The organism is Pseudomonas sp. Choline-02u-1 (genome assembly GCF_002836515.1).
In the GTDB taxonomy this organism is placed as follows: Bacteria; Pseudomonadota; Gammaproteobacteria; order Pseudomonadales; family Pseudomonadaceae; genus Aquipseudomonas.
The window spans coordinates 102,716-128,280 of the sequence record NZ_PJBC01000062.1 but is presented as its reverse complement, the minus strand read 5'-3'; the positions used below and the strand labels follow the sequence as shown (position 1 = coordinate 128,280).

Here is a 25,565-nt window from a genome sequence, read left to right as displayed (position 1 = left end):
CCCAAGACATGACGCACGGGCTGCGGATTTTATCGCTGTGGCTGGGGCTTGTTGCCTCGGTCTGGGCGAATGATCAGCCGCAGACGCTTGAGGTGCTGGCGCGCCTCGAACCGGGGAGTATTCAGGTCCGCCTCGATGATCGGGAACGCCAGTGGCTGCGAGAGCACCCCGTCTTGCGCATGGGCATCTCCGGCCCTGATTACCCACCCTTCGAGATCACCCGCAATCAGCATGAGCTGGAAGGGCTGACGGCCGATTACGCCGATCTGCTCGCGCAACTGCTCGGCATCCGGATTGAAGTGCGGCGTTTCGCCGATCGGCCCGCATTGATGGCGGCGCTCAAGCGCGCCGATGTCGATTTGCTGGGTACATCGAACAGTTTCGAAGCGGCGGATCCGGCGTTCATTCTGTCGCGGCCATACGCTGAAGATCAGCCGATGCTCGTCACGCGCCACCATGAGAAACTGCCCGCCAACCTGGCGGCCAAACGCATCGCTGTGGTCGCAGATTACCTGTCGCTCGCCCATATTCAGGCGTTTTACCCCGCCGCCCACGTTCAAGTTTATGCGTCGGCAATGGATGCACTCGGCGCGGTCGCCTTCGGTGCCGACGATGTGTACCTGGGCGACTTCATCAGCGCCTGTTATCTGATCAACACCAACTATCGCAACGACCTGCAACTGGCCGGGCCGTCGGGGCTTGACGCCAACGCCTTCGCTTTTGCGTTGTTGCGCAGCGACGTGATGCTCAAACGCATCGTCGACAAGGCATTGTCGGCCCTGCCCATGGAGCGTCGTCATCTGATCGAACAGCGCTGGAATGTCGGCCGCGCCGAGATGGCCGAACAGTCTCGAGTGCAACTCAGCGCCGCGGAGCAGCGATGGCTGGACCAGCATCCAGTGGTGCGGGTGGGCGCCGTTGAAGATTTCGCACCGTTGGCTTTTTTCGATGCCGACGGACGCTTCAATGGGCTGTCAGCGCAATTGCTGAGCCTGATTGCGCAGCGCAGCGGCCTCAATTTCGAGATCGTGCGCGGCACCTCGCTGAACGATCAATTCGAGCAACTGCAGGCCGGTGAGCTCGATGTTCTGCCATCGGTGACGCCGAGTACCGAGCGTGAAGCGCAGCTGCGATTCACCCGCGCCTATCTGAGCAATCCGTTCGTGCTGGTCAGCGCGGCGAACGGGCAAGCTCCGCTGTCGCTCGACGAACTGGCGGGCAAACGCCTGGCCATCTACCGCGGCCACCCATTGCGTGATTACCTGCTGCATCGCGTGCCCGGGCTGCATCTGGTCGAGGTCAAAAGCCCTGCCGAAGGCATGGCGCTGATTGCCAAAGGACAGGTCGACGTGACGGTGAGCTCGTTGCTGGTGGCGCGTTTTCTCATAGCCCGGCAGTATCGCGACCGTCTGCGAATCACCGGCACCGTTGGCGATCAGCCGGCGCGCATCGCTTTGGCCACGGCGCCGCAATCGGCATTGCTGCACTCGATCCTGAACAAGGCGTTGCTGAGCATTGCGCCGCAGCAAACGGATGAACTTGCCGAGCGCTGGAGCCACGATCTGGTGGTCGAAGACAGCTACTGGCTGCGCCACCGTCAGGAGATAATGCTTGGTTTCGCCGGCGCAGTTGCCTTGCTCGTGCTGGCAATGCTCTGGATCGGCTGGCAGCGCCGGCAGATTCATCAGCGTCAGCAATGGCTGTTGCAACTGCAGCAGGCCAAGGACGCGGCGGACGAAGCCAATCGGGCCAAGAGCACTTTTCTGGCAACCATGAGCCATGAGATCCGCACGCCGATGAACGCTTTGATCGGCGCGCTCGAGCTGGCCCTCGAGCGCGCAGAAGAAGGCGTCACCGACCGACTGGCAATTCAATTGGCATCGAATGCCGGCCAGCAATTGTTGGCGTTGATTGGCGACATCCTGGATATCGCGCGCATCGAGTCCGGGCATTTGTCCCTCGCACCCGAACGAGCCAATCTACGCGACACGGTGTCATCGGTATGCCGAGTATTTGAAGGGCTGGCGCAGCAGAAGCGTTTGTTGTGGCGCATCGCACTTGATCCGCGCGCCAATGCGGATGTGCTCATCGATCCGACGCGTTTCAAGCAGGTGCTGTCAAACCTGTTGAGCAATGCGATCAAATTCACGGAAGCGGGAGAGGTGAGCTTACGGCTGCAGATGGTTGCGATATCGCACGAGCAAGCGAATGTGCAGGTGTTGATCGAAGACAGCGGCATCGGCATCAGCGCAGAGGATCAACAGCGTCTGTTCAGTCCGTTCGTTCAAGTGAGCAATAGTCCACAAGCGGCGCGCAGTGGTTCCGGCCTTGGCCTGGTGATCAGCCGCAACCTCTGCGCAATGATGGGTGGCATGCTGCGCCTCGACAGTGACCTGGGACAAGGCACGCGAGTGGAAATCAACCTGCGGTTGCCCCTGCTGAGCGCGATGACGGCCACACCGGTATCGCCCGACGTGACGCCCGTTGCCCGTGTATTGGACGTGTTGGTGGTGGACGATTATCCGGTCAACCGCTTGCTGATGGGCTGGCAACTGAGCGAGCTGGGACATCGCACGGTAGACGCTGGCGATGGTGAGCAGGGGCTGGAACGCTGGCGCACGCAGGCCTTCGATGTGGTGATCACCGACTGCAACATGCCGCGACGCAACGGCTATGAATTGGCGCAGGCGATTCGCAACGAAGAAGCCGCCAGCGGCCGCAGACCCTGTCTGATCCTGGGTTTTACTGCCAATGCGCAGGTCGAGGAGCGCTTGCGCTGTCTGGATGCCGGCATGGACGGCTGTCTGTTCAAACCGATTCGCTTGCATGATCTGGCTGAAGCCTTGAATGGCGCTCGCGGCTGCGAGCCTTACGAAGATGAATCGCCGGGCGTTGAGCTTGATCTGAGTGCTCTGGAACAGATGGTCGGGGCCGATCACTCGTTGATCGAACGCTTGCGCAAGCAAGTCGGCAACAGCCTGCGCGACGATCTGCACACTCTGGATCATTTGCAGGCGGGCGACCGCGAAGGCTTGCGCGAGTTGACCCATCGCATCAGGGGCGGTGCGCAAATGGTCGGCGCGGCGCGAATTGTGGCCGCGTGTGCAGCTCTGGAAACGGCGTGCCGGGACAGTGAAAACGCGGTGGTCGACGGTGCCATCGACGAGTTGCGCAAAGTCATGCACGGCCTCGCCCGAAGTCTCTGAACAAATGCCGTCACCTGCTCGTGAAGCACGCATTGCCAGCACTGTTCTGTAAATGGAACACTCAAGCCGATTTTGACCATCTAGTCGAATATTCGATATGCCTTTAGGCTTAATCCAATGCAATCACCCATTGGAGACCCCATGAAAAACATCATCGGCATCTACACCAGCCCGCGCGGCCATTGGGTCGGCGATGGTTTCCCGGTGCGCACCCTGTTTTCCTACGACAACCTGGGCAAGCACATCAGCCCGTTCCTGCTGCTCGATCACGCAGGTCCCGCCGAATTCACCCCGACCACTGAACAGCGTGGCGTCGGCCAGCACCCGCACCGTGGTTTCGAAACCGTCACCATCGTCTACGACGGCGAAGTGCAACACCGCGACTCCACCGGCAGCGGCGGCACCATCGGCCCGGGCGACGTGCAATGGATGACGGCAGCGTCCGGCATCCTTCATGAGGAATTTCACTCGGAAAACTTCGCAAAAACCGGCGGCAAGCTGGAAATGGTCCAGCTGTGGGTCAACTTGCCGGCCAAGGACAAAATGGCCGCGCCGGGGTACCAGACGATTCTCGACCGTGACATTCCGATCGTCGCGCTCAAGGATGGCGCCGGCAGCCTGCGTCTGATCGCCGGTGAATTCGATGGGCACACCGGACCGTCGCGGACGTTCACGCCCATCGACGTCTGGGATCTGCGCCTCAACGCCGACAAGCTGCTGACGCTTGATCTGCACGAAGGACGCAACACCGCACTAGTCGTGTTGAAAGGTTCGGTACAGGTCAACGGCGCGGAGTCGGTGGGAGTAGGGCAGTTGGCGCTGTTCGAACGCGACGGTGATCGCCTCACACTGCAAGCGAGCGAAGACGCGGTGGTGTTACTGCTCAGCGGCGAGCCGATCGACGAACCGATCGTCGGCCATGGCCCGTTTGTGATGAACACCGAGGAGGAAATCCACCAGGCCTTCGCCGACTTCCAGTCCGGCCGCTTTGGCCGGATGCACCCTTAACGCAAAACACCCTGTAGGAGCTGCCGAAGGCTGCGATCTTTTGATCTGATCGTTCCCACGCTCTGCGTGGGAATGCAGCCGGGGACGCTCCGCGTCCCATAGCCTCAAGATCGCAGCCTTCGGCAGCCCCTACAGGGTTTCGCAGTGTTTTCAAGCAGCGGTTCATCCGCTCAAATCAATTGCTCCTACACTGTGCCAATCTGTGCGATCTTCTCGCGATTGGCCTTTGTCGGAGTTGTTTGATGCTGTCTCTGCTGACCGAACACCCGTTGTTTTGCGCATTGATCCTGATTCTGCTCGATCTGGGCCTGTGGCGGCTGATCAGCTCCCGCGGCAGTGAATGGAAGTTGCTGGTGCGGGTGCTGATCTTCGCCCTGTTCAGCATCGTTCTGTTCAACGAAGGCCTCAACCCGCTGGAGCCGGCGCCCTGGGCCGACAATGTGCCGCTGCATCTGGCGGCGACCGGGTTGCAGATCGGTTGGTGGCTGTTCGGCGCGCGCACGCTGACGGTGTTGATCGGCGCGGTGATGATGCAACGGGTCGGCCACACCGGTCGCCTGTTGCAGGACTTGCTCGGCGCGGTGATTTTCCTCATCGCGATCATTGCGGCGCTGGCCTACGTTCTGGATTTGCCGGTCAAAGGCGTGCTGGCGACTTCCGGCGCGTTGGCGATCATTGTCGGCCTGGCCCTGCAGAGCACTTTAAGCGATGTGTTTTCCGGCATCGTCCTCAACACCACCAAGCCCTATCAGCTCGATGACTGGATTTCGATCGACGGCACCGAGGGCCGCGTCACCGACATCGACTGGCGCGCCACGCGTCTGCAGACCAGTCAGGGCAGCATGGCGGTGATTCCCAACTCGCTGGCGGCCAAGGCCAAAATCATCAACTTCAGTCGGCCAAGCAACATGTTCGGCGTGTCGATCAGCGTGCCCGTCAGCCCCCATGCCCGGCCCAGCTCGGTGATCGAAGCACTGGAGCGGGCGATGCAAGGGTGTCGGCAATTGCTCGACACGCCCGCGCCGAGCGTGTCGTTGAAGAGTTCTGCCAGCGGCGGCGCGGAATACGAGATCAGCGGGTTTGTCGCTTCGATGGGCGAGAAGCGCGTGGTGCGCAATCAGTTGTTTGATCTGGCCTACCGACATTTGCAGGCCTGCGGGGTCAATCTGCTGTCGAGCAACGAAACCATCGCCGCGCCGCAGTTATCGCGGCCACGGGCACTGCTGGAAAGCTCACCGATTTTCTCGACGCTACGCGAGGAAGAAAAAGACACCTTCAGCCAGAACATGACCCTGCAAACCTTCCGTGCCGGGGACACGATTCTGGCGGGCGGTGAAGTCAGCGATCATTTGTTCATCATTGAATCCGGTGTGGTCTCGGTGACGCTCAAACGCCACGGTACACCACTGGAGTCCGGGCGAATGGGGCCGGGAGAGGTGATCGGCGAGGCCGGAATACTTTCCGATACTGCGCTGCCGGCGGATTTTTCGGCGAAGACGTTCTGCGCCCTGTATCGCATCGAGAAGTCGTACCTGAAACCCTGCCTGGATGCGCGTCATGACATTCACGATGCGATGCAGGCGTTGCTCGATTTCCGCTTGCACAAGGCGCAGTCGCTGACTGAGGACGCGCCAGTCGTTGCGCCGAAAAAAGGCTTCCTGCAGTGGCTGCGTCATCGCGTCTGAGCCACGCCGTCGGCATTCGATGCAACCTGCGCGGCGCTCTCAGGGTCACAATTTCTAATCCCACCGGGCAGGAGTTGCGGACGATGAAAAACCTGCGAATCGCCACCTTCAACGTCAACGGCATGCGCGCGCGATTGCCGAATCTGCTGGAATGGCTCAAGCGCGAACAACCGGACATCGCGTGCCTGCAAGAGCTCAAATCAGTGGACAGCGCATTTCCCGCCGCTGAACTGGAAGCCGCCGGTTACGGCGCGATCTGGCAGGGCCAGGCATCATGGAATGGCGTGGCGATTCTGGCGCGCGATGCGCAGCCGCTGGAGAGTCGACGCGGTTTGCCGGGTGATGCCGATGACACGCACAGCCGCTATATCGAAGCGGCGGTGCACGGCGTGCTGGTCGGTTGCCTGTATCTGCCCAACGGTAACCCGCAACCGGGCCCCAAATTCGATTACAAACTGGCCTGGTTCGAACGCCTGATCAGCTATGCCAAAGATCTGCAGAGCAGCGATCACCCGGTGGTGCTGGCCGGTGACTTCAATGTCGTGCCTACCGACATGGACATCTACAACACCCGTTCCTGGCTCAAGGATGCCTTGTTGCAACCCGAAAGCCGCGAGTGCTACCAGCGTTTGCTGGATCAGGGCTGGACTGATTCCCTGCGCCACGTGTATCCCGAAGAGCGCATCTATACCTTCTGGGATTACTTCCGCAATCATTGGCAAACCAACTCCGGCCTGCGCATCGACCATCTGCTGCTCAACCCGGCACTGAGTCCGTACCTGCACGACGCCGGGGTCGACGCCTGGGTGCGCAACGAACCGCACGCCAGTGACCATGCGCCAACGTGGATTCGTATCGGCTCGCGGAAAAAACGCTGAGCGGGCGATTGGCGAAATCAATTGTCGAACGCCGTGCCCGATCCCGTATACAGGGCAACATCCTCGCAGTGTTCTGCGGCCCTATGCATAAGGATCGAGCAATGAGCGCGCCACAGCTGACCAATCCCAATCTGTACCTGCAACGGCTGGGTTTCGATGCGCCGCCGCCACCTACGCTGGAAACCTTGCGTCAGTTGCAACTGCGCCATACCGCCGAGTTTGTGTTCGAGAATCTCGCGACGGTCAGTGGTGAGCCGGTGTTGATCGACCTTGCGTCCATCGAAGAAAAACTCCTGCGCAGTGGTCGCGGCGGCTATTGCTACGAACTCAATTACTTGTTCTTCGCGCTGTTGCTGGAATTGGGGTTCGACGCGCGGGCAATCAGCGGGCGCGTGGTGATGAATCAACCCGAAGGCAGCTGGACGGCGCGAACCCATCGTTTGAGTCTGGTGACCATCGACCAAGCGCGTTACATCACCGACGTCGGCTTCGGCGGCATGGTGCCCACCGCGCCGCTGTTGCTCGACAGTGAAGATGAGCAACCAACCCCGCACGAACCCTACCGCATCGACAAACAAATGGATGGCTACCTGCTGCGCGCGAAAGTCGCGGGCGAGTGGCGGCCGATGTACCTGTTCGATTTGCAGCGCCAGGAAGACATCGATTACACCGTCGGCAACTGGTACGTCTCGACCCATCCCGAGTCACCTTTTGCGCATCGTTTGATGATTGCACGCACCGGCAATGGTTGGCGCAAGACCCTGAACAACGGCAGTTTTGCCATTCACCGCATAGGGGCGGAGAGTGAGCGGCGCGAGGTGGCGGACGTCGACGAGCTGGTTGAATTGCTGCGGCGTGAGTTTGACCTTGAGGTGCCTGATTTACCGCGTGTACGACAAGCGCTGGCCCCGGTAATAGCGCCATTATCGGTCTAAGGCTTTACGTCAGGCTCCAGCACGCGACGGATCTGCTGCTGGCAAAAAGAACGCGACTGCACCGTCGGTCGCCGTAAACGCTTCAGCCTGGTGGGCACTGGCGCGCACGCAACGGGGATGTGTTGCCGGATCTGTTGGGGCAAGAAGTGCCGGCTAGAAGGTTGGATGGCTACCTAACCATTATGTGACTGACAAGTTGTATACAACTCTATGGACATTTGTCCTGAGTATTGAATACAGTGTGCGCATAACAAAAACCAGGGAACCCCCCACCATGAAAACGCCCCATGTTTCACACCAACGGCCCGAGGACGAAAACCTCGGGGTCGGCGCGAATATGGCTTACGGCCTGCAACATGTTCTGACCATGTACGGCGGTATCGTTGCGGTGCCACTGATCATTGGCCAGGCGGCCGGTTTGTCGCCGGCGGACATTGGTCTGTTGATTGCTGCTTCATTGTTTGCGGGGGGGCTGGCGACACTGCTGCAAACCCTGGGTCTGCCGTTTTTCGGCTGTCAGTTGCCGCTGGTCCAGGGCGTATCGTTCTCCGGCGTGGCGACCATGGTCGCGATCGTCAGCAGCGGCGGGGAGGGCGGTTTCCAATCGGTGCTGGGTGCGGTGATTGCCGCCTCGTTGATCGGTTTGCTGATCACGCCGGTGTTCTCACGCATCACCAAGTTCTTCCCGCCGCTGGTCACCGGTATTGTGATCACCACCATCGGCCTGACGCTGATGCCTGTTGCCGCACGCTGGGCAATGGGCGGCAACAGCCACGCGCCGGATTTCGGCAGCATGCAAAACATCGGTCTGGCGGCGGTCACGCTGGTGCTGGTGTTGCTGCTGAGCAAGGTTGGCAGTGCGACCATTTCGCGCCTGTCGATCCTGTTGGCCATGGTGATCGGCACCGTGCTGGCGGTATTCCTCGGCATGGCTGATTTCTCCAGCGTCACCACCGGTCCGATGTTCGGCTTCCCCACACCGTTTCACTTCGGCATGCCAACCTTCCACTTCGCTGCAATCCTGTCGATGTGCATCGTGGTCATGGTGACGCTGGTGGAAACCTCGGCGGATATTCTGGCGGTTGGCGAGATCATCGACACCAAGGTCGACTCCAAGCGCCTGGGCAATGGCCTGCGTGCCGACATGCTGTCGAGCATGTTTGCGCCGATCTTCGGTTCGTTTACGCAAAGTGCTTTCGCGCAGAACGTCGGACTGGTGGCGGTGACCGGCATCAAGAGCCGTTTCGTGGTTGCCACCGGCGGCCTGTTCCTGGTGGTTTTGGGGCTGCTGCCGTTCATGGGGCGTGTGATCGCCGCTGTGCCGACTTCGGTTCTGGGCGGCGCCGGTATTGTGCTGTTCGGCACGGTGGCGGCGAGCGGCATTCGCACGTTGTCGAAGGTGGATTACCGCAACAACGTCAACCTGATCATCGTTGCCACCTCGATCGGTTTCGGCATGATCCCGATCGCCGCGCCGAACTTCTACGATCAATTCCCGAGCTGGTTCGCAACGATTTTCCATTCGGGTATCAGTTCATCGGCAATCATGGCGATCCTGCTCAACCTGGCTTTCAACCACTTCACGGCCGGCAACTCGGATCAGCAGTCCGTGTTCGCCGCAGCGGAAGAGCGCACTCTGCGTTATCGCGATCTGGCCGCGCTGCGTGAGGGCGATTACTTCAGCGACGGCAAGCTGCATGACTGCGATGGCAAGGAGGTACCGGTGATCGAACCGGATGACCACGACCTCGGGCAGGGCGCGCCGAAGGTGCAGGTGAAGAGCAGCGAACATGTCTGACCGCTGCGTCTGAATCAGAAAAGGCCGACCTGCCCGTGCAGATCGGCCTTTTCTGTATTTTTCGAGCGCCCACAAAAAAGCCCCTGAACCTTTCGATTCAGGGGCTTTGCTATTTGGCTCCACAACCTGGACTCGAACCAGGGACCCAGTGATTAACAGTCACTTGCTCTACCAACTGAGCTATTGCGGAATTGGTGCGTATGTTACTGATTCAAAAAGAGAAGTCAAGCGCCAGTTGGCAACTTTTGCGAATCGTCGGGACGGGCGGCATTTTGTCAGCGATTGGCGGTTACCAGAATGACCCCAGAGGTCTACCATGGCAGCCCGGAAGTGGTCACACGCGCTGCCGGCCATTCGCCGCAAAGGTACGCGCCATGACTCAAATCACTCGCAACACCCAGGTGCTCGCATGAGCACCACACAAATCAGCCTGCCCAAAGGGATCGGCCCGCACGCCGAAAAACTCTTCGATGCAATCGCGGGAGCTAGTACCGCCGAAGCGTTGAACCGGGCGGGCGGCAAGGCTGAAGGATTCGTCCTCGGTCTGGAAAGCAGCAAAGCGATCAAGAGCCAGGTCGCCGAATCGCTGTATGTGATTTACGACGATGCCGCCACTCAGCGCTCGGCCGAACTGGCTTAACTGCCGAAGGTGATCGTGCCGAGCATCAGCTTGGCATAGGCTGCCGTCGCTGCCAGTTGCACCAGCCACAGGGCCAGACCACCGAGGAATACCCCGGTGGCGACTTGCAACACCAGGCTCTTTTCACGCTTGGCCGGAGCGCGCGGGATGAAATCATCCAGGTCGTCACGGTCGGCGCGCAGGTTGTCGTTTTTCATGTGGGTTCTCTTCAAAAATTTCGGGTGTACACAAAACCGGTAGGAGCTGCGGAACGCTGCGATCTTTTGATCTTGATCTTAGAAACAAGATCAAAAGATCGCAGCCTCGTTGCACTCGTCAGCTCCTACACTTTGGATTGTGTGCAGTCTAGAGGTTGCAAGGCGTTTTCCGGGACAAATAAAAACGGAAAGCCCAAAGGCTTCCCGTTTTTTCATCAGGCGGCGAAATCAGATGACCTGAACGATCGCGTCCGTCACCGCCTTGATGTTGCTCTGGTTCAGCGCAGCCACGCAGATGCGGCCGGTGTCCAAAGCGTAGATGCCGAACTCGTTACGCAAGCGATGCACCTGTTCGGTGGTCAGGCCAGAGTAGGAGAACATGCCGCGCTGACGACCGACGAAGCTGAAATCGCGGCCCGGGGCTTTTTCTGCCAGGAGGGCAACCATCTGCTCGCGCATGCCGCGAATACGCAGACGCATCTCCGCCAACTCGGCTTCCCACTGCGCACGCAGTTCCGGGCTGTTCAGCACCGCAGCAACGATGCTGGCGCCGTGGGTCGGTGGGTTGGAGTAGTTGGTGCGAATGACGCGTTTGACCTGCGACAGCACACGCGCGCTTTCTTCTTTCGATTCGCTGATGATCGACAATGCGCCAACGCGCTCGCCGTACAGCGAGAACGACTTGGAGAACGAGCTGGAAACGAAGAAGGTCAGGCCGGACTCGGCGAACAGACGCACGGCAGCGGCGTCTTCATCGATGCCGTCGCCGAAACCCTGGTAAGCCATGTCGAGGAACGGCACGTGCCCTTTGGCCTTGACCACTTCCAGCACCTTGTTCCAGTCCGCCGGGGTCAGGTCGACGCCGGTCGGGTTGTGGCAGCAAGCGTGCAGGACAACGATCGAGCCGTTCGGCAGGGCGTTGAGGTCGTCGAGCATGCCGGCACGGTTCACGTCGTGCGTGGCGGCGTCGTAGTAACGGTAGTTCTGCACCGGGAAACCGGCGGTTTCGAACAGCGCGCGGTGGTTTTCCCAGCTCGGGTCGCTGATCGCCACGACGGCGTTCGGCAGTAGTTGCTTGAGGAAGTCGGCACCGATTTTCAGTGCGCCGGTCCCGCCGACGGCTTGAGTGGTGATGACGCGACCGGCGCTGATCAGCGGCGAGTCGTGGCCGAACAGCAGTTTTTGCACGGCCTGGTCGTAGGCAGCGATGCCGTCGATCGGCAGGTAACCGCGCGAAGCGTGTTGAGCGACCCGAATCGTCTCGGCTTCGATCACCGCGCGCAGCAGTGGAATTCGCCCCTCTTCGTTGCAATACACGCCCACGCCCAGGTTGACCTTGGTGGTCCGGGTATCGGCGTTGAATGCTTCGTTGAGGCCCAGGATTGGATCGCGGGGTGCCATTTCGACAGCGGAGAACAGGCTCATTATTACGGCGGCTCTGAATGGAGAGTGGAGGGACGTGTAGCGCTCCAGCCGAATGCACTAGAGCGGTGCACAAACGGGGAGCTAGTATAGAGGCCATCACCGCGCAATGGCGACAGGCGAATCGGCTTTTGCGGTAAGTTTTTCCGATTATTTCTTGACCGTTAGTCGATTGAGTTTGTCAGAGTCTTTACCGGATGTAGGACGTTTGCCTTGAAAGCCCAGGCAATCGCCACCACATTAAGCACAATCCAGATTTTTTCTTGCGCGACATCGGTCGTTTGCGGTCGTCCTCGTGGTGCTCCGTCTGTCTCGGAACGCCGCGATTCCAGAGGTGTGTATGTCGGAATTCCAGCTAGTCACCCGCTTCGAGCCCGCCGGCGATCAGCCGACAGCCATTCGCCAGTTGGTTGAAGGCATTGAAGCCGGGCTGGCGCACCAGACGCTGCTCGGTGTGACCGGCTCGGGCAAGACCTTCAGCATCGCCAATGTCATCTCCCAGGTACAGCGGCCAACGCTGGTCCTGGCGCCGAACAAGACCCTGGCCGCGCAGCTTTACGGGGAGTTCAAAGCGTTCTTCCCGAACAACGCGGTGGAATACTTCGTTTCCTACTACGACTACTACCAGCCCGAAGCGTATGTGCCGTCGTCCGACACCTTTATCGAAAAGGACGCGTCGATCAACGACCACATCGAGCAGATGCGCCTGTCCGCGACCAAGGCGTTGCTGGAGCGCAAGGACGCCATTATCGTCACCACGGTGTCGTGCATCTATGGCCTGGGCAGTCCGGAAACCTATCTGAAAATGGTCTTGCACGTTGATCGCGGCGACAAGCTTGATCAGCGCGCGCTGCTGCGGCGCCTGGCGGACTTGCAATACACCCGCAACGACATGGATTTCGCCCGGGCGACGTTTCGCGTACGGGGCGACGTGATCGACATCTTTCCGGCGGAATCGGATCTGGAAGCGATCCGCATTGAGTTGTTCGATGACGAGGTCGAGAGCATTTCCGCTTTCGATCCGCTGACCGGCGAAGTCATCCGCAAGATGCCACGCTTCACTTTCTATCCGAAGAGTCACTACGTGACGCCTCGGGAGACCCTGCTCGACGCCATCGAAGGCATCAAGGTTGAACTGCAGGAGCGTCTGGAATACCTGCGCAGCAACAACAAACTGGTAGAAGCCCAGCGTTTGGAGCAGCGCACCCGTTTCGATCTGGAGATGATTCTCGAACTGGGGTACTGCAACGGCATCGAAAACTATTCGCGCTACCTGTCCGGGCGCCCGGCCGGCGCGGCGCCGCCAACGCTTTATGATTACTTGCCGGCCGACGCCTTGCTGGTCATCGACGAATCCCACGTCAGCGTGCCGCAGGTCGGCGCGATGTATAAAGGCGACCGCTCGCGTAAAGAGACGCTGGTCGAATACGGCTTCCGTCTGCCTTCGGCGCTGGATAACCGGCCGATGCGTTTCGACGAGTGGGAAGGGGTCAGCCCGCAAACCATTTTCGTCTCGGCGACGCCGGGCAATTACGAGGCCGAACACGCCGGCCGCGTGGTCGAGCAAGTGGTGCGGCCGACCGGCCTGGTAGACCCGCAGGTTGAAGTGCGGCCGGCGCTGACCCAGGTCGACGACTTGCTCTCGGAAATCACCAAGCGTGTGGCGATCGAGGAGCGCGTGCTGGTCACCACGCTGACCAAGCGCATGGCCGAAGACTTGACCGACTACCTCGCCGACCACGGCGTGCGCGTGCGTTACCTGCACTCGGACATCGACACCGTTGAACGCGTCGAGATTATCCGCGACTTGCGCCTCGGCGTGTTCGATGTGCTGGTCGGCATCAACTTGTTGCGTGAAGGTCTCGACATGCCGGAAGTGTCGCTGGTGGCGATTCTCGACGCCGACAAGGAAGGCTTCCTGCGTTCCGAGCGCTCGCTGATCCAGACCATCGGCCGCGCGGCGCGTAACCTCAATGGTCGCGCGATTCTCTACGCCGATCGCATGACCGGTTCGATGGAGCGGGCCATCGGCGAGACCGAGCGCCGTCGCGAGAAGCAGATCGCCTACAACCTTGAACACGGCATTACCCCAAAAGGCGTGATCAAGGACGTCGCCGACATCATGGAAGGCGCCACCGTGCCCGGTTCGCGCAGCAAGAAGCGCAAAGGCATGGCCAAGGCTGCCGAAGAGAACGCCAAGTACGAAGCCGAACTGCGCTCGCCAAGCGAAATCACCAAACGCATCCGCGCGCTGGAAGAGAAAATGTACCAACTGGCGCGGGATCTGGAGTTTGAAGCGGCGGCGCAGATGCGCGACGAGATTGCCAAACTGCGCGAACGATTGCTTACGGTTTAAGGGATCGTTCCCACGCAGCGCGTGGGAACGATCATTGTGTATCCCTGTGGGAGCGAGCTTGCTCGCGAATGGGGGCGACTCGGTATAAGCGAGTCCCGGTTCCGGCTTAAATACCCTGCCCGCTGGAGCGGGGCGGGTGTCGCCTGTTACCATTCGCCGCTTGATTGTTTTGCTTTTCATTCTTTTCGAGACATGCCATGACCACCGTCCGCACTCGCATCGCGCCATCGCCTACCGGGGACCCCCACGTAGGTACCGCTTACATCGCATTGTTCAATTACTGCTTTGCCAAGCAGCACGGCGGTGAGTTCATCCTGCGCATCGAAGACACCGATCAGTTGCGTTCGACCCGCGAGTCCGAACAGCAGATCTTCGACGCCCTGCGCTGGCTCGGCATCGACTGGAGCGAAGGCCCGGATGTCGGCGGCCCGCATGGCCCTTACCGGCAGAGCGAGCGTGGCGATATCTATCAGAAGTATTGCCAGCAACTGGTCGACATGGGCCATGCGTTCCCGTGCTTCTGCACCGCTGAAGAGCTTGATCAGATGCGCGCCGAGCAAATGGCCCGTGGCGAAACTCCGCGTTATGACGGCCGCGCACTGTTGCTGTCGAAGGAAGAAGTCGCCGCGCGCCTGGCCGCTGGCGAACCGCACGTGATCCGCATGAAAGTGCCGAGCGAAGGCGTTTGCGTGGTGCCGGACATGTTGCGTGGCGACGTCGAGATCCCGTGGGATCGCATGGACATGCAGGTGCTGATGAAGACCGACGGCCTGCCGACGTACTTCCTCGCCAACGTCGTCGACGATCACCTGATGGGTATCACCCACGTCCTGCGTGGCGAAGAATGGCTGCCATCGGCACCGAAACTGATTCTGCTTTACGAGTACTTCGGCTGGGAACAACCAGAGCTGTGCTACATGCCGCTGCTGCGTAACCCGGACAAGAGCAAGCTGTCCAAGCGCAAGAACCCGACTTCGGTGACGTTCTACGAGCGCATGGGCTTCATGCCGGAAGCCATGCTCAACTACCTCGGGCGCATGGGCTGGTCGATGCCGGATGAGCGCGAGAAGTTCTCGCTGCAGGAAATGGTCGACAATTTTGACCTCAAGCGCGTATCCCTCGGCGGGCCGATCTTCGACATTGAAAAGCTGTCGTGGCTCAATGGCCAGTGGCTGCGCGATCTGCCGGTGGAAGAGTTCGCCGCGCGCGTGCAGAAGTGGGCGCTCAACTCTGAATACATGATGAAGATCGCGCCGCATGTGCAGGGCCGCGTCGAAACATTCAGCCAGGTCGCACCGCTGGCAGGGTTCTTTTTCGCTGGCGGCGTTAACCCGGACGCCAAGCTGTTTGAGTCGAAAAAGCTCTCCGGCGATCAGGTTCGTCAGTTGATGCAGTTGATCCTGTGGAAACTGGAAAGCCTGCGGCAGTGGGAAAAGGACAGCATCACCGCGACGATTCAGGCGGTGGTCGAATCCCTCGAGTTGAAACTGCGCGACGCGATGCCGTTGATGTTTGCGGCGATCACCGGGCAGGCCAGTTCGGTGTCAGTGCTTGATGCGATGGAAATTCTCGGGCCGGACCTCACCCGTTATCGCCTGCGCCAGGCAATCGACCTGCTGGGCGGCGTGTCGAAGAAAGAAAACAAAGAGTGGGAAAAGCTGCTCGGCGCCATCGCCTGAACGCTGTAGGAGCTGCCGAAGGCTGCGATCTTTTGATCCTGCCTTCGGCGTTTCTCCCGAGTTTACGGGGGAGGGCGGTAAGTGATTGTTATCCCGACAAAAAATTTTGAAATTTTTCAAAAATAAGTTTGACAGGCTTTCGATACGCCCTTAAGATTCGCCCCGTCCTCAGCGATGAGGGGCTATAGCTCAGCTGGGAGAGCGCTTGCATGGCATGCAAGAGGTCGACGGTTCGATCCCGTCTAGCTCCACCAATTTACACTTCAAGGTCTGGCCACACCGGCCTTGAAGCGATCAACACTCAGCGTTGATCAGTTGTATGGAAGGGTTTGCGTCCCCTTCGTCTAGTGGCCTAGGACACCGCCCTTTCACGGCGGTAACAGGGGTTCGAGTCCCCTAGGGGACGCCAGTTTTACAGAAGTGATGTTGCAAGAGATCACTCCGCCGCGAGGCGAAAATCCGGGGCTATAGCTCAGCTGGGAGAGCGCCTGCATGGCATGCAGGAGGTCAGCGGTTCGATCCCGCTTAGCTCCACCAATTTTACAGTTCAAGGTCTGGCCACACCGGCCTTGAATCGATCAGCTCTCAGCACTGATCAATTGTATAGAAGGGTTTGTGTCCCCTTCGTCTAGTGGCCTAGGACACCGCCCTTTCACGGCGGTAACAGGGGTTCGAGTCCCCTAGGGGACGCCACGATTACCCGCTCTGCGGGATTTATAAGGGTCATTCAATTATTGAATGGCCCTTTTGTTTGTCTGGCGTTTGGCCAATTCTCCATTTTCCTTACACTGTGCTTCAGACCAGCGGTCATATTCATGACTTGCGGAATATTATTATGCGAATAATATTCTAGTCGTAATATTCGGAGGCGACGATGAACGATAAAAAAGCTCAAACCCGCGAACGTATCCTCAAGGCAGCCAGCGCCGCACTGATTCAACGCGGACCGGCAGACCCGAGCGTGGGTGAAGTGATGGGCGCAGCCGGCCTGACCGTCGGCGGCTTCTATGCGCACTTCGAAAGCAAGGACGCGATGATGCTTGAAGCGTTCAGGCAATTGCTGGGCCGGCGTCGCGACCTGATTGCCGACATGGATGCCGATCTGACTGGCGAAGAACGTCGCGCCTTGGTGGCTGCGTTCTATCTGTCACGCAAACACCGGGATTCCAGCGAAGCCGCGTGCCCGATTCCGGCGTCGATTGGCGAACTTGGCCGTCTGCCCGAGTCGTTCCGCATCGCGCTGAACGAGCATTTGGAGTTGATGGTGGCGCAACTGGCAGCCAGTCCTGAAGACACCGACAAGGCTTTGGCCGATGTCGCGCTGATGGTGGGTGGTCTGGCCCTGGCAAGAGCGCTGGGTCCGGGAGAGTTATCCGATCGATTGCTGCGCGCTGCCAAGTCGGCTGTGCGTTGACCTGAAGGCAACAAGCCTGAGGAGAGAGCGATGAACGCGTTGAAGTGGGTTCGTGGCGTTAACGGCACCTTGGGCTGGATTGCACCGAAACAGGTGGCGAGCAAAATGCGTCTGGCGTTCATGACGCCTCGCGCGCTGCCGCTGCGGGACTGGGAGCTGCCATTGCTGGCGAGCTCCGAGCGCATCACTTTGCGCTTCGGCCTGTCGGCGCTGCGCTGGGGCCAGGGCCCTACGGTGTTGCTGATGCACGGTTGGGAAGGACGGCCCACGCAATTCGCCTCGCTGATCAATGCTCTGGTCGAAGCCGGCTATACCGTCGTCGCACTCGACGGCCCGGCCCATGGTCGCTCGCCCGGGCGCGAAGCCAATGTGGTGCTGTTCGCCCGCGCCATGCTTGAAGCCGCTGCCGAATTGCCGCCGCTGCAAGCGGTTATCGGCCATTCCATGGGCGGTGCCAGTGCGATGCTCGCCGTGCAACTGGGCCTGCGCACCGAAACCCTGGTGAGCATTGCCGCTCCGTCGCGCATTCTCGGCGTGCTGCGCGGTTTCGCGCGCATGGTCGGCATGCCGCCGCGAGCGCGATCCGCGTTCATTCGTCAGGTCGAACAGGACGTCGGCATGCGCGCCGCGACCCTCGATGTGGCGCAGTATCAGCTGGATATGCCGGGCTTGATCGTGCATGCCGAGGACGACAATTTCGTCTCGGTCAAGGAATCGCAGCTGATTCACGAAGCCTGGTTCGACAGCCGCCTGCTGCGTTTGGAGAGTGGCGGTCATCAACGCGTGCTGGCCGACCCTCGAGTGATTGATGGCGTGTTATCACTGCTGGCCGGGCGCAGCCTTCAGGCGCGCCAATCGGCCTGAGCTCCGTTACACTGCCCCGGTTGAAAACTTTGACCGGGAGTGGGGCATGGGCTGGGATCGGGCAACGCCGTTTACCATTGATCTGCAAGTAGGCGCTGAGGACATCGACGGGCTCGGGCACGCCAATAACGCGGTGTACGTGACTTGGCTCGAGCGCTGCGCCTGGCGCCACTCGCAACGCCTGGGGCTGGACCTGGTCGAGTATCGGCGGCTGGATCGGGCGATGGCCGTTGTTCGCCATGAAATCGATTATCTGGCTGCGGCTTATGAGGGCGATGAGTTGCAGTTGGCGACCTGGATCGTCGATTGGGATCAGCGCCTGAAAATGACCCGGCATTTCCAGCTCAAGCGCCCCAGTGACAATGCCACCCTGTTGCGCGCCCAGACCACCTTTGTCTGCATCGAACTGTCGACAGGCAAGCCCAAGCGCATGCCGGCCGAGTTTATCGACGGCTATGGCTCGGCGATCTGGCTCCAGCCTGACCCGGTCCGGTAGCGATCTTTTGATTTTGCTTTTTGCAGATCAAGACCAAAGATCGCGGCCTTCGGCAGCTCTTACAGGGGATCTGCGGTTTTCTGCGATATCCAGTAAACTGCCGGACGTTTTTTCCTCAAGTAGTCTTTCCCATGCAAATTGCTTTGGCGCCCATGGAGGGGTTGGTCGACGACATCCTGCGCGACGTGCTGACCCGCGTTGGCGGCATTGACTGGTGCGTGACCGAATTCATTAGGGTCAACGACCAGTTGCTCACCCCGGCGTACTTTCATAAATTCGGCCCCGAGCTGCTCAATGGCGCCCGCACTGCGTCTGGTGTGCCGCTGCGCGTGCAGTTGCTCGGTTCCGATCCGGTGTGCCTGGCGGAAAACGCCGCGCTGGCTTGCGAACTCGGTTCTGAAGTGATTGACCTCAACTTCGGCTGTCCGGCCAAGACCGTCAACAAATCCCGTGGTGGTGCCGTGCTGCTCAAGGAGCCGGAGCTGCTCAACCGGATCGTCGAGCACGTCCGTCGCGCCGTACCGGCGCATATCCCGGTCACCGCGAAAATGCGCCTGGGTTTCGACAGCCCCGACGGTTCGCTGGTCTGCGCCACGGCGCTGGCCGAGGGCGGCGCCGAGCACATTGTTGTTCACGCCCGAACCAAAGTTGACGGCTACAAGCCGCCGGCCCATTGGGAGTGGATCCCGCGCGTACAGGACGTGGTCAAGGTGCCGGTGTTCGCCAACGGTGACATCTGGAGCGTTGAAGACTGGCGCCGTTGCCGGGAAATCAGCGGCGTAGAAAACATCATGCTCGGCCGCGGTCTGGTTTCCCGCCCGGATCTGGCCCGGCAGATCGCCGCCGCTCGCGCTGGTGAAGAGGTCGTCGAGATGACCTGGGCCGAACTGATGCCTTTGATCCAGGATTTCTGGCTGCAGGCCAAAGCGCAGATGACCGCGCGGCAATCGCCCGGCCGCCTCAAGCAATGGCTGGCCATGTTGACGCGCAACTACTGCGAAGCCGCCGAGCTGTTCACCGTTCTGCGGCGCGAAACCGAGCCTGATCAGGTCTCCCGTTTGCTCGGATTGCCGCTCGTCGAGGCCGCGTAAAAAATCTTAAAATAATCTCTTGAAATCAAAACAGCGGTCCCTATCTAAGGGTTACGCGATGCCGAATTCGGGTCGCGGAGACACAAAACCTTGCTGATTGTTTTCAGGAGATTTGAATCATGAGTACTGCATTTTCTCTCGCGCCACTGTTCCGTTCCTCGGTAGGTTTCGACCGTTTCAACGATCTGTTCGAAACTGCGCTGCGTAACGAGCCAGGCAGCAGCTACCCACCTTACAACGTCGAAAAACACGGTGATGACCAATACCGTATCGTCGTTGCGGCCGCCGGTTTCCAGGAAGAAGACCTGGACCTGCAAGTCGAAAAGGGTGTGCTGACCATCAGTGGCGGCAAGCGCGACACTGACGAGAGCGTCACGTTCTTGCACCAGGGCATCGCTCAGCGAGCCTTCAAGCTGTCGTTCCGTCTGGCCGATCACATCGAGATCAAGGACGCTGCACTGCGCAACGGCCTGCTGAGCATCGATCTGCTGCGTGTGGTCCCGGAAGAAGCGAAAGCCAAGCGCATCCCGATCAATGGAGCGCAGCAACCGGCGTTGCAGCATTGATTCACGTGCTGACACACAATCGTCTGAACCGACGATAAGCCGTTGAACGAAAGGCCCCGAAACGTCGGGGCCTTTTTTGTGTGCGCAGAAAAAGCGATGCGGCGTTTGCTGCTGCTGTCGGGGCTCTTTACAATCTGCACAATTTTGCCGACCCCCATTTTCCGGCAGTCGGCCTGGAGCCTTTGTTCATGGACGAAATCAAACAGCGCTGGCTGTGCGCCTTGTCCGCACCGATGGCCGCGCTCAACACCGGCGCCGGGTATGACGACCCTGCGTTCTGCGACGACCGTTATATCGACCTCAAAGAGAGTTGGGGAATCGATGATCGGCAGCAATTGTTCGACATGCTCGAGCGGATGACTGACGACGGTCATGCCAAACACCTCAGTTCGGCCTATTGGGCATGGCAGCGTTGTTTGCCGAGTGAATGGCAAGCGTTGCTCGAAGATCTCAGTCCGCGTGAACGTGTCCTCCATGAGTTTGCCAGTCGTACCTTCGCCAGCTGTGGTCCCGGCGGTATCCTGTCCTGGGATTATGGCCGCATGGGATTTCTGCTGCGCTGCGCAGTGCGTAATCAATGGATCGATCTGGCCGAGAGCAACTGGTTGCACAGTCGATTGGCATTGAGGGCACAGTTTCATTACGGCAACTGGATGGCTTATTTCAGCGGCTTTCTGATAGGGCGAACCTTCTGGTGCTGCTTGAGCAAAAGCGATGATGAACTGGCGGTCGAGATGAGTCGCGAGGGCGCCAGCGCTTTCAACACCAGGATTGCTCGTGGGCTTGCGCAGAACATTCCACACTTTCTCGCCGATCTGCCTTGGCACATGGACATTGATGCGCCGCCTCGTCCGGCATCGCTTGGGGAGTTCGACTGGTCATGAGTTGCTGGATTCGACTGGGCATAGAGCCGACTACCGACGAAACCCTGATTCGCACCGCCTACCGCGCCCGTCTGCCGGCGCACCATCCGGAAAGCGACCCGGAAGGGTTTCAGGCGCTACGCATGGCCTATGAAAACGCCCTGCGTCTGGCGCGTGAAGGGGAGGAGGAAGAGGCCGAAGACGAGATTGACGCTGCACAAGCCAATGTTGTTGAGGTTCCGCGGGCGTTCGTGGATTTCTGTGCGTTGCTGGATGATCCCGCTCGCCGGTTCCACTTCGCGGCATGGGAAACATTCGTCCGCAGCCTCGACGACTTGTCGCTGGAAGTGCTCGATGATCTGAGTTGGGGCTTGTATCACCGAATGGCCGACGCCGGTCCGTTGTCCTACCGTTGCGCGAATCTGTTGGCGCAACGCATGGCCTGGGACCAGCAACTGCTGGCTCTGGGATTCCATGACGCGCAAGCGGTAGAAACCTTTTTGCAGCGCATCAAGACGCCTGACCCCTTTGATACGGATCTGATGAGTACATGGCCAGAGCCAGCACAGACCGAATCGCTGTGGTATGCCCGCAGCCTTGACTACATCTTCACCCACCGACCCCTGCATGAGTTTGCCGATTTTGTCACGCGGCACACGTGCGTGCCGTTGCCCAATGATGCCGCCTACCTCAAGCGTTTGCTGGTGCAGTTCACCCAAGCGGGGATTGGCACCCCGACGTTCTTGCACCGTTGTGTCGAACAACACGATGCCGCGCCGGATAACGTCGACTGGCTGTACCTGCTGGCGTGTCAATACAGCTTGTCGGGACGCGACGATCAAGCGTTTACATGCTGGATTCGGCTTTGGAGCGAACATCGTCATCCCATGGCCGAAAATCGTTTGCTGGAGCTGTGCGCCAAGCGTCAGCCGACCTTTCTACCGTTGCTGATTCAGGCCTTCGACCGCCTGGAAGACTGCCCCGGTTGGTCGGATGATCTGGGCGATGAGTGCCAGGTGTTTGGCAGTCCGTCACAACGCCCCGAGACGTTGACTCGCTGGTTGGGTGTCGGGCGGCTCACGCTTGATGGACTGGCGCGTAGCTTTGTTGACTGGCGGATGGTGGGCGATGAGCTGCCATTGCTCGCGCAATTACTCGGCGAGCACCACGACAGCCGTTTGCTGCGTCTGTACCGGCACGCCTGGGCGCTGCACCGCGGTGATTCGGCCTTGTTGCAGCAGCTTGTCGACGAACCGCTCCCTGTTGACGCGCTGGAACGCCTGGTGTTGAGCGAGTTCAAGTATCAGGCTCGGCAACATCTGCGCTGGTTGGAGAGTGCGCCTGTAGCGCAGGCCATGAGCGCTTTCACTGACTCGCGGGCACTCTCACCGCAATGGCCGTCGGCGTTGTCCGAAGGCGAACTGCACAAGGTTTGTCGGCTGTGGTTGCAGCGCTTGCGACCCTACAGCGACACCGCGCTCGCGCGCATTGCGGACGCGTTCGAACTGCGTGCAGTCAAAGACGGCAATGACCTGACAGAGCTCGATCTGATGCTCCAACTGAGTCGTCGCGCGACGGGGTTACCGCCGATCGGGTTAGGCGCGGCGATCTGGGATTGGCACGCTCAAACCGCGTTTTTGCTGGCATTGCTGGAGCAACCGGAGCGCTGGTTGCAATTGATTGATGCGCAGTGCCTGGAACGCTTGTCGTTCAATCCTGCGCATCCCTTGAGTCGGCTGCAGCCACTATTGCGGCGCTTGCTGCGTGAGCAGGGTAATTGCGCCGGTTTGCTGGGCTGGTTGCAGGGCGACGATCCGGTACACGGTTTGCTGGTGCAACAACTCTTCAGTGTCGAACAGGCCCTCGACAGCGCCAGGCTGCCCGCCAATACACTGCTTTACACCTGCGTCGAAAGTGACCGAGCGGCGTGCGGCGACGATCTGCTGGGCTTGTTGATGTTCTGGAGCGTGCTTTACCACGATCCAGGCCTGAGCGCCGAGCAACACCGGACGTTATTGCAATCGATTGCAGCGGTCAGCTGTGAGGATGACTGGTTTGAAGGCTTTCGCGACGGTCTGATCAAGGGCGAACCGGTGTGGCCACCGCGCAAAGTGTTGACGGATTTCGGTGTCGACAAACTGTTGGCTTATGAAGCGCTGGATGCGCTCAAGGGTTTGATTCGTTACGGCGCCGCCGGTGTACCGAAAACGCGAGTGTTACGGCAACTGCAGCAGGGTAAGGATGACGTGCAGAACAGCGTCGGCTTGCGCTTGGCACTGTGCGCGTTGCTGTCATGGTCGGAGCGTTTATTGTTGGCCAGCGGTGATGTTCAGCCAGTACCGGCCAGGGCTTTCTGGCGCCTCGGAACACGGTTGGGGCGCAAGGCTTTTATCGCACAGGTCTTGGGGTGTGTCGTGCTAACGCCAATCGCCGGGCTGATAACGGGCACAACGATTGGCGGGATCGTCATCATGTTACTCGGCGCGCTGCTGTTGTTTGCGGCGGTTCTACGGCGATTGCATGATATGGGCCGTGGCATTCCCACGCTGCTGATAATGCTTGGGCTGACGCCGTTTCTGCCATTCCTGCCGCTGGTGTTGTTCGGTTTCGCTGGAGACAAGTTGCCCAATCGCTATGGCGTGCCGCCGGACAGCGGGGAACACGTGTTGTCCGGCGGGCTGCAGGCCGCTTTACGGCGACTGAACGGCTAAAGACGCAGTTGATCCAGCGCATTGTTCAGCGCTGAGCGGTGGCTGGCGATCTCTGCAGATTGCTGGCCGCCGAGCACGGTAGTGAAGCTGTCCAGCCATTCGGCAATTTGCTCGCGCTGGCTGCCCAGACTCTGCATCCATGCCCGTTCCAGTCGTGCCAGCAAGGTACGGTTGGGCAGGGCGTCGCGCGGATGCACCTTCAATGTCGAAAGACGGTTGTGACTGGCCTGCCGAGCCTGCTCGTCCAGCCCAGTGGGACTGCGATCGATGCTATGGCTGTGGCGTTCGCCGGTATTGAGCAGGGTTACGTCGACTTCAAGCAGGCCGTTAATGTCATAGCTGAAGCGCACGTCCAACGCTTGTATCTCTTCGCTGGGCGTCAAGGTGACATCGAAAGTATCGATCAGAATGTTGTCACGCACCCATGGTCTTTCCCCCTGATAAACCGCAATCCGGATCACCGTTTGTCGAGGATGAGTGGTGTAGTAACGCTCGACTCTGGAGGTTGGAATAATAGTGTTGCGCTCAATGATTGGCGAAAATGCTCCGTCGATATCCTTGCCGCGCATGGTTTCAATCCCCAGCGTATAGGGGCAGACATCCGTCAGGATCAGTTCTTCAACCGCACCGTCCCGCGCCTTGCATGCCGCCTGCGTCGCCGCGCCCAGCGCCACAATGGTGTCCGGGTCGAGATGCCGATAAGGTAGGCGTCCGAACAGCGTGGCAACCATCTGCTGCACCGCCGGCATGCGCGTGGCGCCACCGACCAGCACGAGGCTGTCGAGGTCGCGTGGTTTCAGTCGGGCATCGCGCAAGGCCTGTTCGATGGGTGCGCGCAAGCGGGCCAGCAACGGCTCCCAGATCTTCACCGCAGCGGCTTCATCCAGTTCCCATTCGAACGTTCGCTCGGCGTGGCGCCAGCTCAACTGCTGCGCGCCTTCACCGAGTTTGCATTTCAGCTGTTCCAGCGCATCACCGAGACTGGCCATGGCTTGCGCATCGATCGATGAAGGTGTGAGTTGCCAGTGTTTCAGGCAGGCCTGCAGCAGGGCGGCAGTGAAATCCTCGCCGCCGAGAAAGTTGTCGCCAGTGGAGGCATGCACTTCGATCAACGGCAGCGCGTATTCGAGCACGGTGACGTCGAATGTGCCGCCGCCGAGGTCGAAAATCAGCGTGCGTTCGAATTTCTGCTCGTGCAGGCCGTACGCCATGGCGGCAGCGGTCGGCTCATTGATCAGGCGCGTCACGGACAGCCCGGCCAGTTCGGCGGCGAACAAGGTGCGCTTGCGCTGTTCGTCACTGAAATACGCCGGTACGGAAATGACCGCTTCTGTAACCGGTTGGCCTAGAAACGCTTCCGCGTCCTGCTTGAGTGAGCCAAGCACCAGCGCCGACAATTCTTCCGGGCTGAACCGGCGTGTGCCGAGCTGGATTTGTCGGTCGCTGCCCATGAAGCGCTTGAACGCGGCAGTGGTGCGTTCCGGGTGCGTGGTCAGGCGGGCGCGGGCGGCTTTGCCGACCAGAATCGTATCGTCTTCATCGAGACTGACCACCGACGGTGTCAGTACGTCGCCGAGGGCGTTGGCGATCAGTTCAGCGCGGCCCTCACGCCAGACGGCGATCAGGCTGTTGGTGGTACCAAGGTCGATGCCCAGCAAGGCCGGGCGGAGAAGGGTTGCATCCTGCATGGTTGCTCTCGAAACGGCGCAAAAACCGCGACCCTACAGGCTGCCGCAAACTGTGGCAATTGTTGCTC

Annotated in this window: 19 protein-coding genes and 5 tRNA genes; 20 read left to right on the top strand and 4 right to left on the bottom strand. The window is 59.9% G+C overall.

The annotated features are described in order from the left end of the window. Positions 1 to 8 precede the first annotated feature (8 nt). The 6 genes from CXF97_RS19715 to CXF97_RS19690 all read left to right on the top strand — a co-directional run bounded on the left by CXF97_RS19715 (position 9) and on the right by CXF97_RS19690 (position 9,510). Positions 9 to 3,206 carry a transporter substrate-binding domain-containing protein gene (locus tag CXF97_RS19715; RefSeq protein ID WP_101160064.1) on the top strand — a complete coding sequence of 1,066 codons (3,198 nt, stop codon included), beginning with the start codon at positions 9 to 11 and terminating at the stop codon, positions 3,204 to 3,206. Between the two features lie 141 nt (positions 3,207 to 3,347). Then, on the top strand, positions 3,348 to 4,214 hold the full coding sequence (locus CXF97_RS19710; RefSeq protein WP_101160061.1) for a pirin family protein: 867 nt from the start codon (positions 3,348 to 3,350) through the stop codon (positions 4,212 to 4,214). Between the two features lie 242 nt (positions 4,215 to 4,456). Beyond that, positions 4,457 to 5,899: a mechanosensitive ion channel family protein gene (locus CXF97_RS19705; protein WP_101160058.1), complete on the top strand. Its 1,443-nt coding sequence runs from the start codon at positions 4,457 to 4,459 to the stop codon at positions 5,897 to 5,899. An 83-nt stretch (positions 5,900 to 5,982) separates the two neighbouring features. Then, positions 5,983 to 6,777: an exodeoxyribonuclease III gene (gene xth, locus CXF97_RS19700; RefSeq protein WP_101160055.1), complete on the top strand. Its 795-nt coding sequence runs from the start codon at positions 5,983 to 5,985 to the stop codon at positions 6,775 to 6,777. Between the two features lie 101 nt (positions 6,778 to 6,878). After that, complete coding sequence (locus CXF97_RS19695; RefSeq protein WP_101160052.1) at positions 6,879 to 7,712, top strand: arylamine N-acetyltransferase; 834 nt, start codon at positions 6,879 to 6,881, stop codon at positions 7,710 to 7,712. A 274-nt stretch (positions 7,713 to 7,986) separates the two neighbouring features. Further along, positions 7,987 to 9,510, top strand: a complete 1,524-nt coding sequence (locus CXF97_RS19690; RefSeq protein WP_101160050.1) for a nucleobase:cation symporter-2 family protein — start codon at positions 7,987 to 7,989, stop codon at positions 9,508 to 9,510. A 114-nt stretch (positions 9,511 to 9,624) separates the two neighbouring features. On the opposite strand, the gene CXF97_RS19685 is transcribed toward CXF97_RS19690, so the two are convergent. Further along, a tRNA-Asn gene (locus CXF97_RS19685) sits at positions 9,625 to 9,700 on the bottom strand. Positions 9,701 to 9,919: 219 nt separating this feature from the next. Here CXF97_RS19685 and CXF97_RS19680 point away from each other — a divergent pair. After that, on the top strand, positions 9,920 to 10,150 hold the full coding sequence (locus CXF97_RS19680) for a hypothetical protein (RefSeq protein ID WP_101160047.1): 231 nt from the start codon (positions 9,920 to 9,922) through the stop codon (positions 10,148 to 10,150). Here CXF97_RS19680 and CXF97_RS19675 read toward each other — a convergent pair. Both CXF97_RS19675 and CXF97_RS19670 read right to left on the bottom strand, forming a co-directional pair. Beyond that, positions 10,147 to 10,347 carry a hypothetical protein gene (locus CXF97_RS19675; RefSeq protein WP_016773917.1) on the bottom strand — a complete coding sequence of 67 codons (201 nt, stop codon included), beginning with the start codon at positions 10,345 to 10,347 and terminating at the stop codon, positions 10,147 to 10,149. The genes CXF97_RS19680 and CXF97_RS19675 overlap by 4 nt on opposite strands. Before the next feature lie 228 nt (positions 10,348 to 10,575). Further along, positions 10,576 to 11,772, bottom strand: coding sequence for an amino acid aminotransferase (locus CXF97_RS19670; protein WP_101160043.1), 1,197 nt, complete (start codon positions 11,770 to 11,772; stop codon positions 10,576 to 10,578). Positions 11,773 to 12,109: 337 nt separating this feature from the next. Between CXF97_RS19670 and uvrB the strand changes: the two genes are divergently transcribed. The 13 genes from uvrB to CXF97_RS19605 all read left to right on the top strand — a co-directional run bounded on the left by uvrB (position 12,110) and on the right by CXF97_RS19605 (position 23,809). After that, positions 12,110 to 14,125, top strand: a complete 2,016-nt coding sequence (uvrB, locus tag CXF97_RS19665; protein ID WP_101160040.1) for an excinuclease ABC subunit UvrB — start codon at positions 12,110 to 12,112, stop codon at positions 14,123 to 14,125. Positions 14,126 to 14,322: 197 nt separating this feature from the next. After that, complete coding sequence (gene gltX / locus CXF97_RS19660) at positions 14,323 to 15,804, top strand: glutamate--tRNA ligase (RefSeq protein ID WP_101160037.1); 1,482 nt, start codon at positions 14,323 to 14,325, stop codon at positions 15,802 to 15,804. 178 nt (positions 15,805 to 15,982) lie between these two features. Continuing rightward, positions 15,983 to 16,058: transfer RNA gene (locus CXF97_RS19655), tRNA-Ala, on the top strand. 79 nt (positions 16,059 to 16,137) lie between these two features. Continuing rightward, a tRNA-Glu gene (locus CXF97_RS19650) sits at positions 16,138 to 16,213 on the top strand. A gap of 52 nt (positions 16,214 to 16,265) precedes the next feature. Continuing rightward, positions 16,266 to 16,341, top strand: a tRNA-Ala gene (locus tag CXF97_RS19645). Positions 16,342 to 16,421: 80 nt separating this feature from the next. Beyond that, a tRNA-Glu gene (locus CXF97_RS19640) sits at positions 16,422 to 16,497 on the top strand. Positions 16,498 to 16,678: 181 nt separating this feature from the next. Continuing rightward, positions 16,679 to 17,218 carry a TetR/AcrR family transcriptional regulator gene (locus tag CXF97_RS19635; protein WP_101160035.1) on the top strand — a complete coding sequence of 180 codons (540 nt, stop codon included), beginning with the start codon at positions 16,679 to 16,681 and terminating at the stop codon, positions 17,216 to 17,218. 30 nt (positions 17,219 to 17,248) lie between these two features. Next, positions 17,249 to 18,082: an alpha/beta fold hydrolase gene (locus tag CXF97_RS19630; RefSeq protein ID WP_101160032.1), complete on the top strand. Its 834-nt coding sequence runs from the start codon at positions 17,249 to 17,251 to the stop codon at positions 18,080 to 18,082. 46 nt (positions 18,083 to 18,128) lie between these two features. Further along, the gene (locus CXF97_RS19625) at positions 18,129 to 18,578 is read left to right on the top strand and encodes a thioesterase family protein (protein WP_101160029.1); all 450 of its coding nucleotides are present in this window, start codon (positions 18,129 to 18,131) and stop codon (positions 18,576 to 18,578) included. A gap of 131 nt (positions 18,579 to 18,709) precedes the next feature. Beyond that, entirely contained in the window at positions 18,710 to 19,669 is a 960-nt protein-coding gene (locus CXF97_RS19620; protein WP_101160026.1) for a tRNA-dihydrouridine synthase, read from the top strand. A gap of 119 nt (positions 19,670 to 19,788) precedes the next feature. Continuing rightward, positions 19,789 to 20,235 (top strand): Hsp20 family protein, encoded by a 447-nt coding sequence (locus tag CXF97_RS19615; protein WP_101160023.1) that lies wholly within the window; start codon positions 19,789 to 19,791, stop codon positions 20,233 to 20,235. A 188-nt stretch (positions 20,236 to 20,423) separates the two neighbouring features. Next, positions 20,424 to 21,119: a DUF1266 domain-containing protein gene (locus CXF97_RS19610; protein ID WP_101160020.1), complete on the top strand. Its 696-nt coding sequence runs from the start codon at positions 20,424 to 20,426 to the stop codon at positions 21,117 to 21,119. Further along, complete coding sequence (locus CXF97_RS19605; protein WP_101160018.1) at positions 21,116 to 23,809, top strand: DUF805 domain-containing protein; 2,694 nt, start codon at positions 21,116 to 21,118, stop codon at positions 23,807 to 23,809. Before CXF97_RS19610 ends, CXF97_RS19605 begins: the two co-directional genes overlap by 4 nt. Here the strand turns inward: CXF97_RS19605 and CXF97_RS19600 are convergent. Further along, positions 23,806 to 25,497, bottom strand: a complete 1,692-nt coding sequence (locus tag CXF97_RS19600; RefSeq protein WP_101160015.1) for a molecular chaperone HscC — start codon at positions 25,495 to 25,497, stop codon at positions 23,806 to 23,808. The genes CXF97_RS19605 and CXF97_RS19600 overlap by 4 nt on opposite strands. Between the last annotated feature and the right edge of the window lie 68 nt (positions 25,498 to 25,565).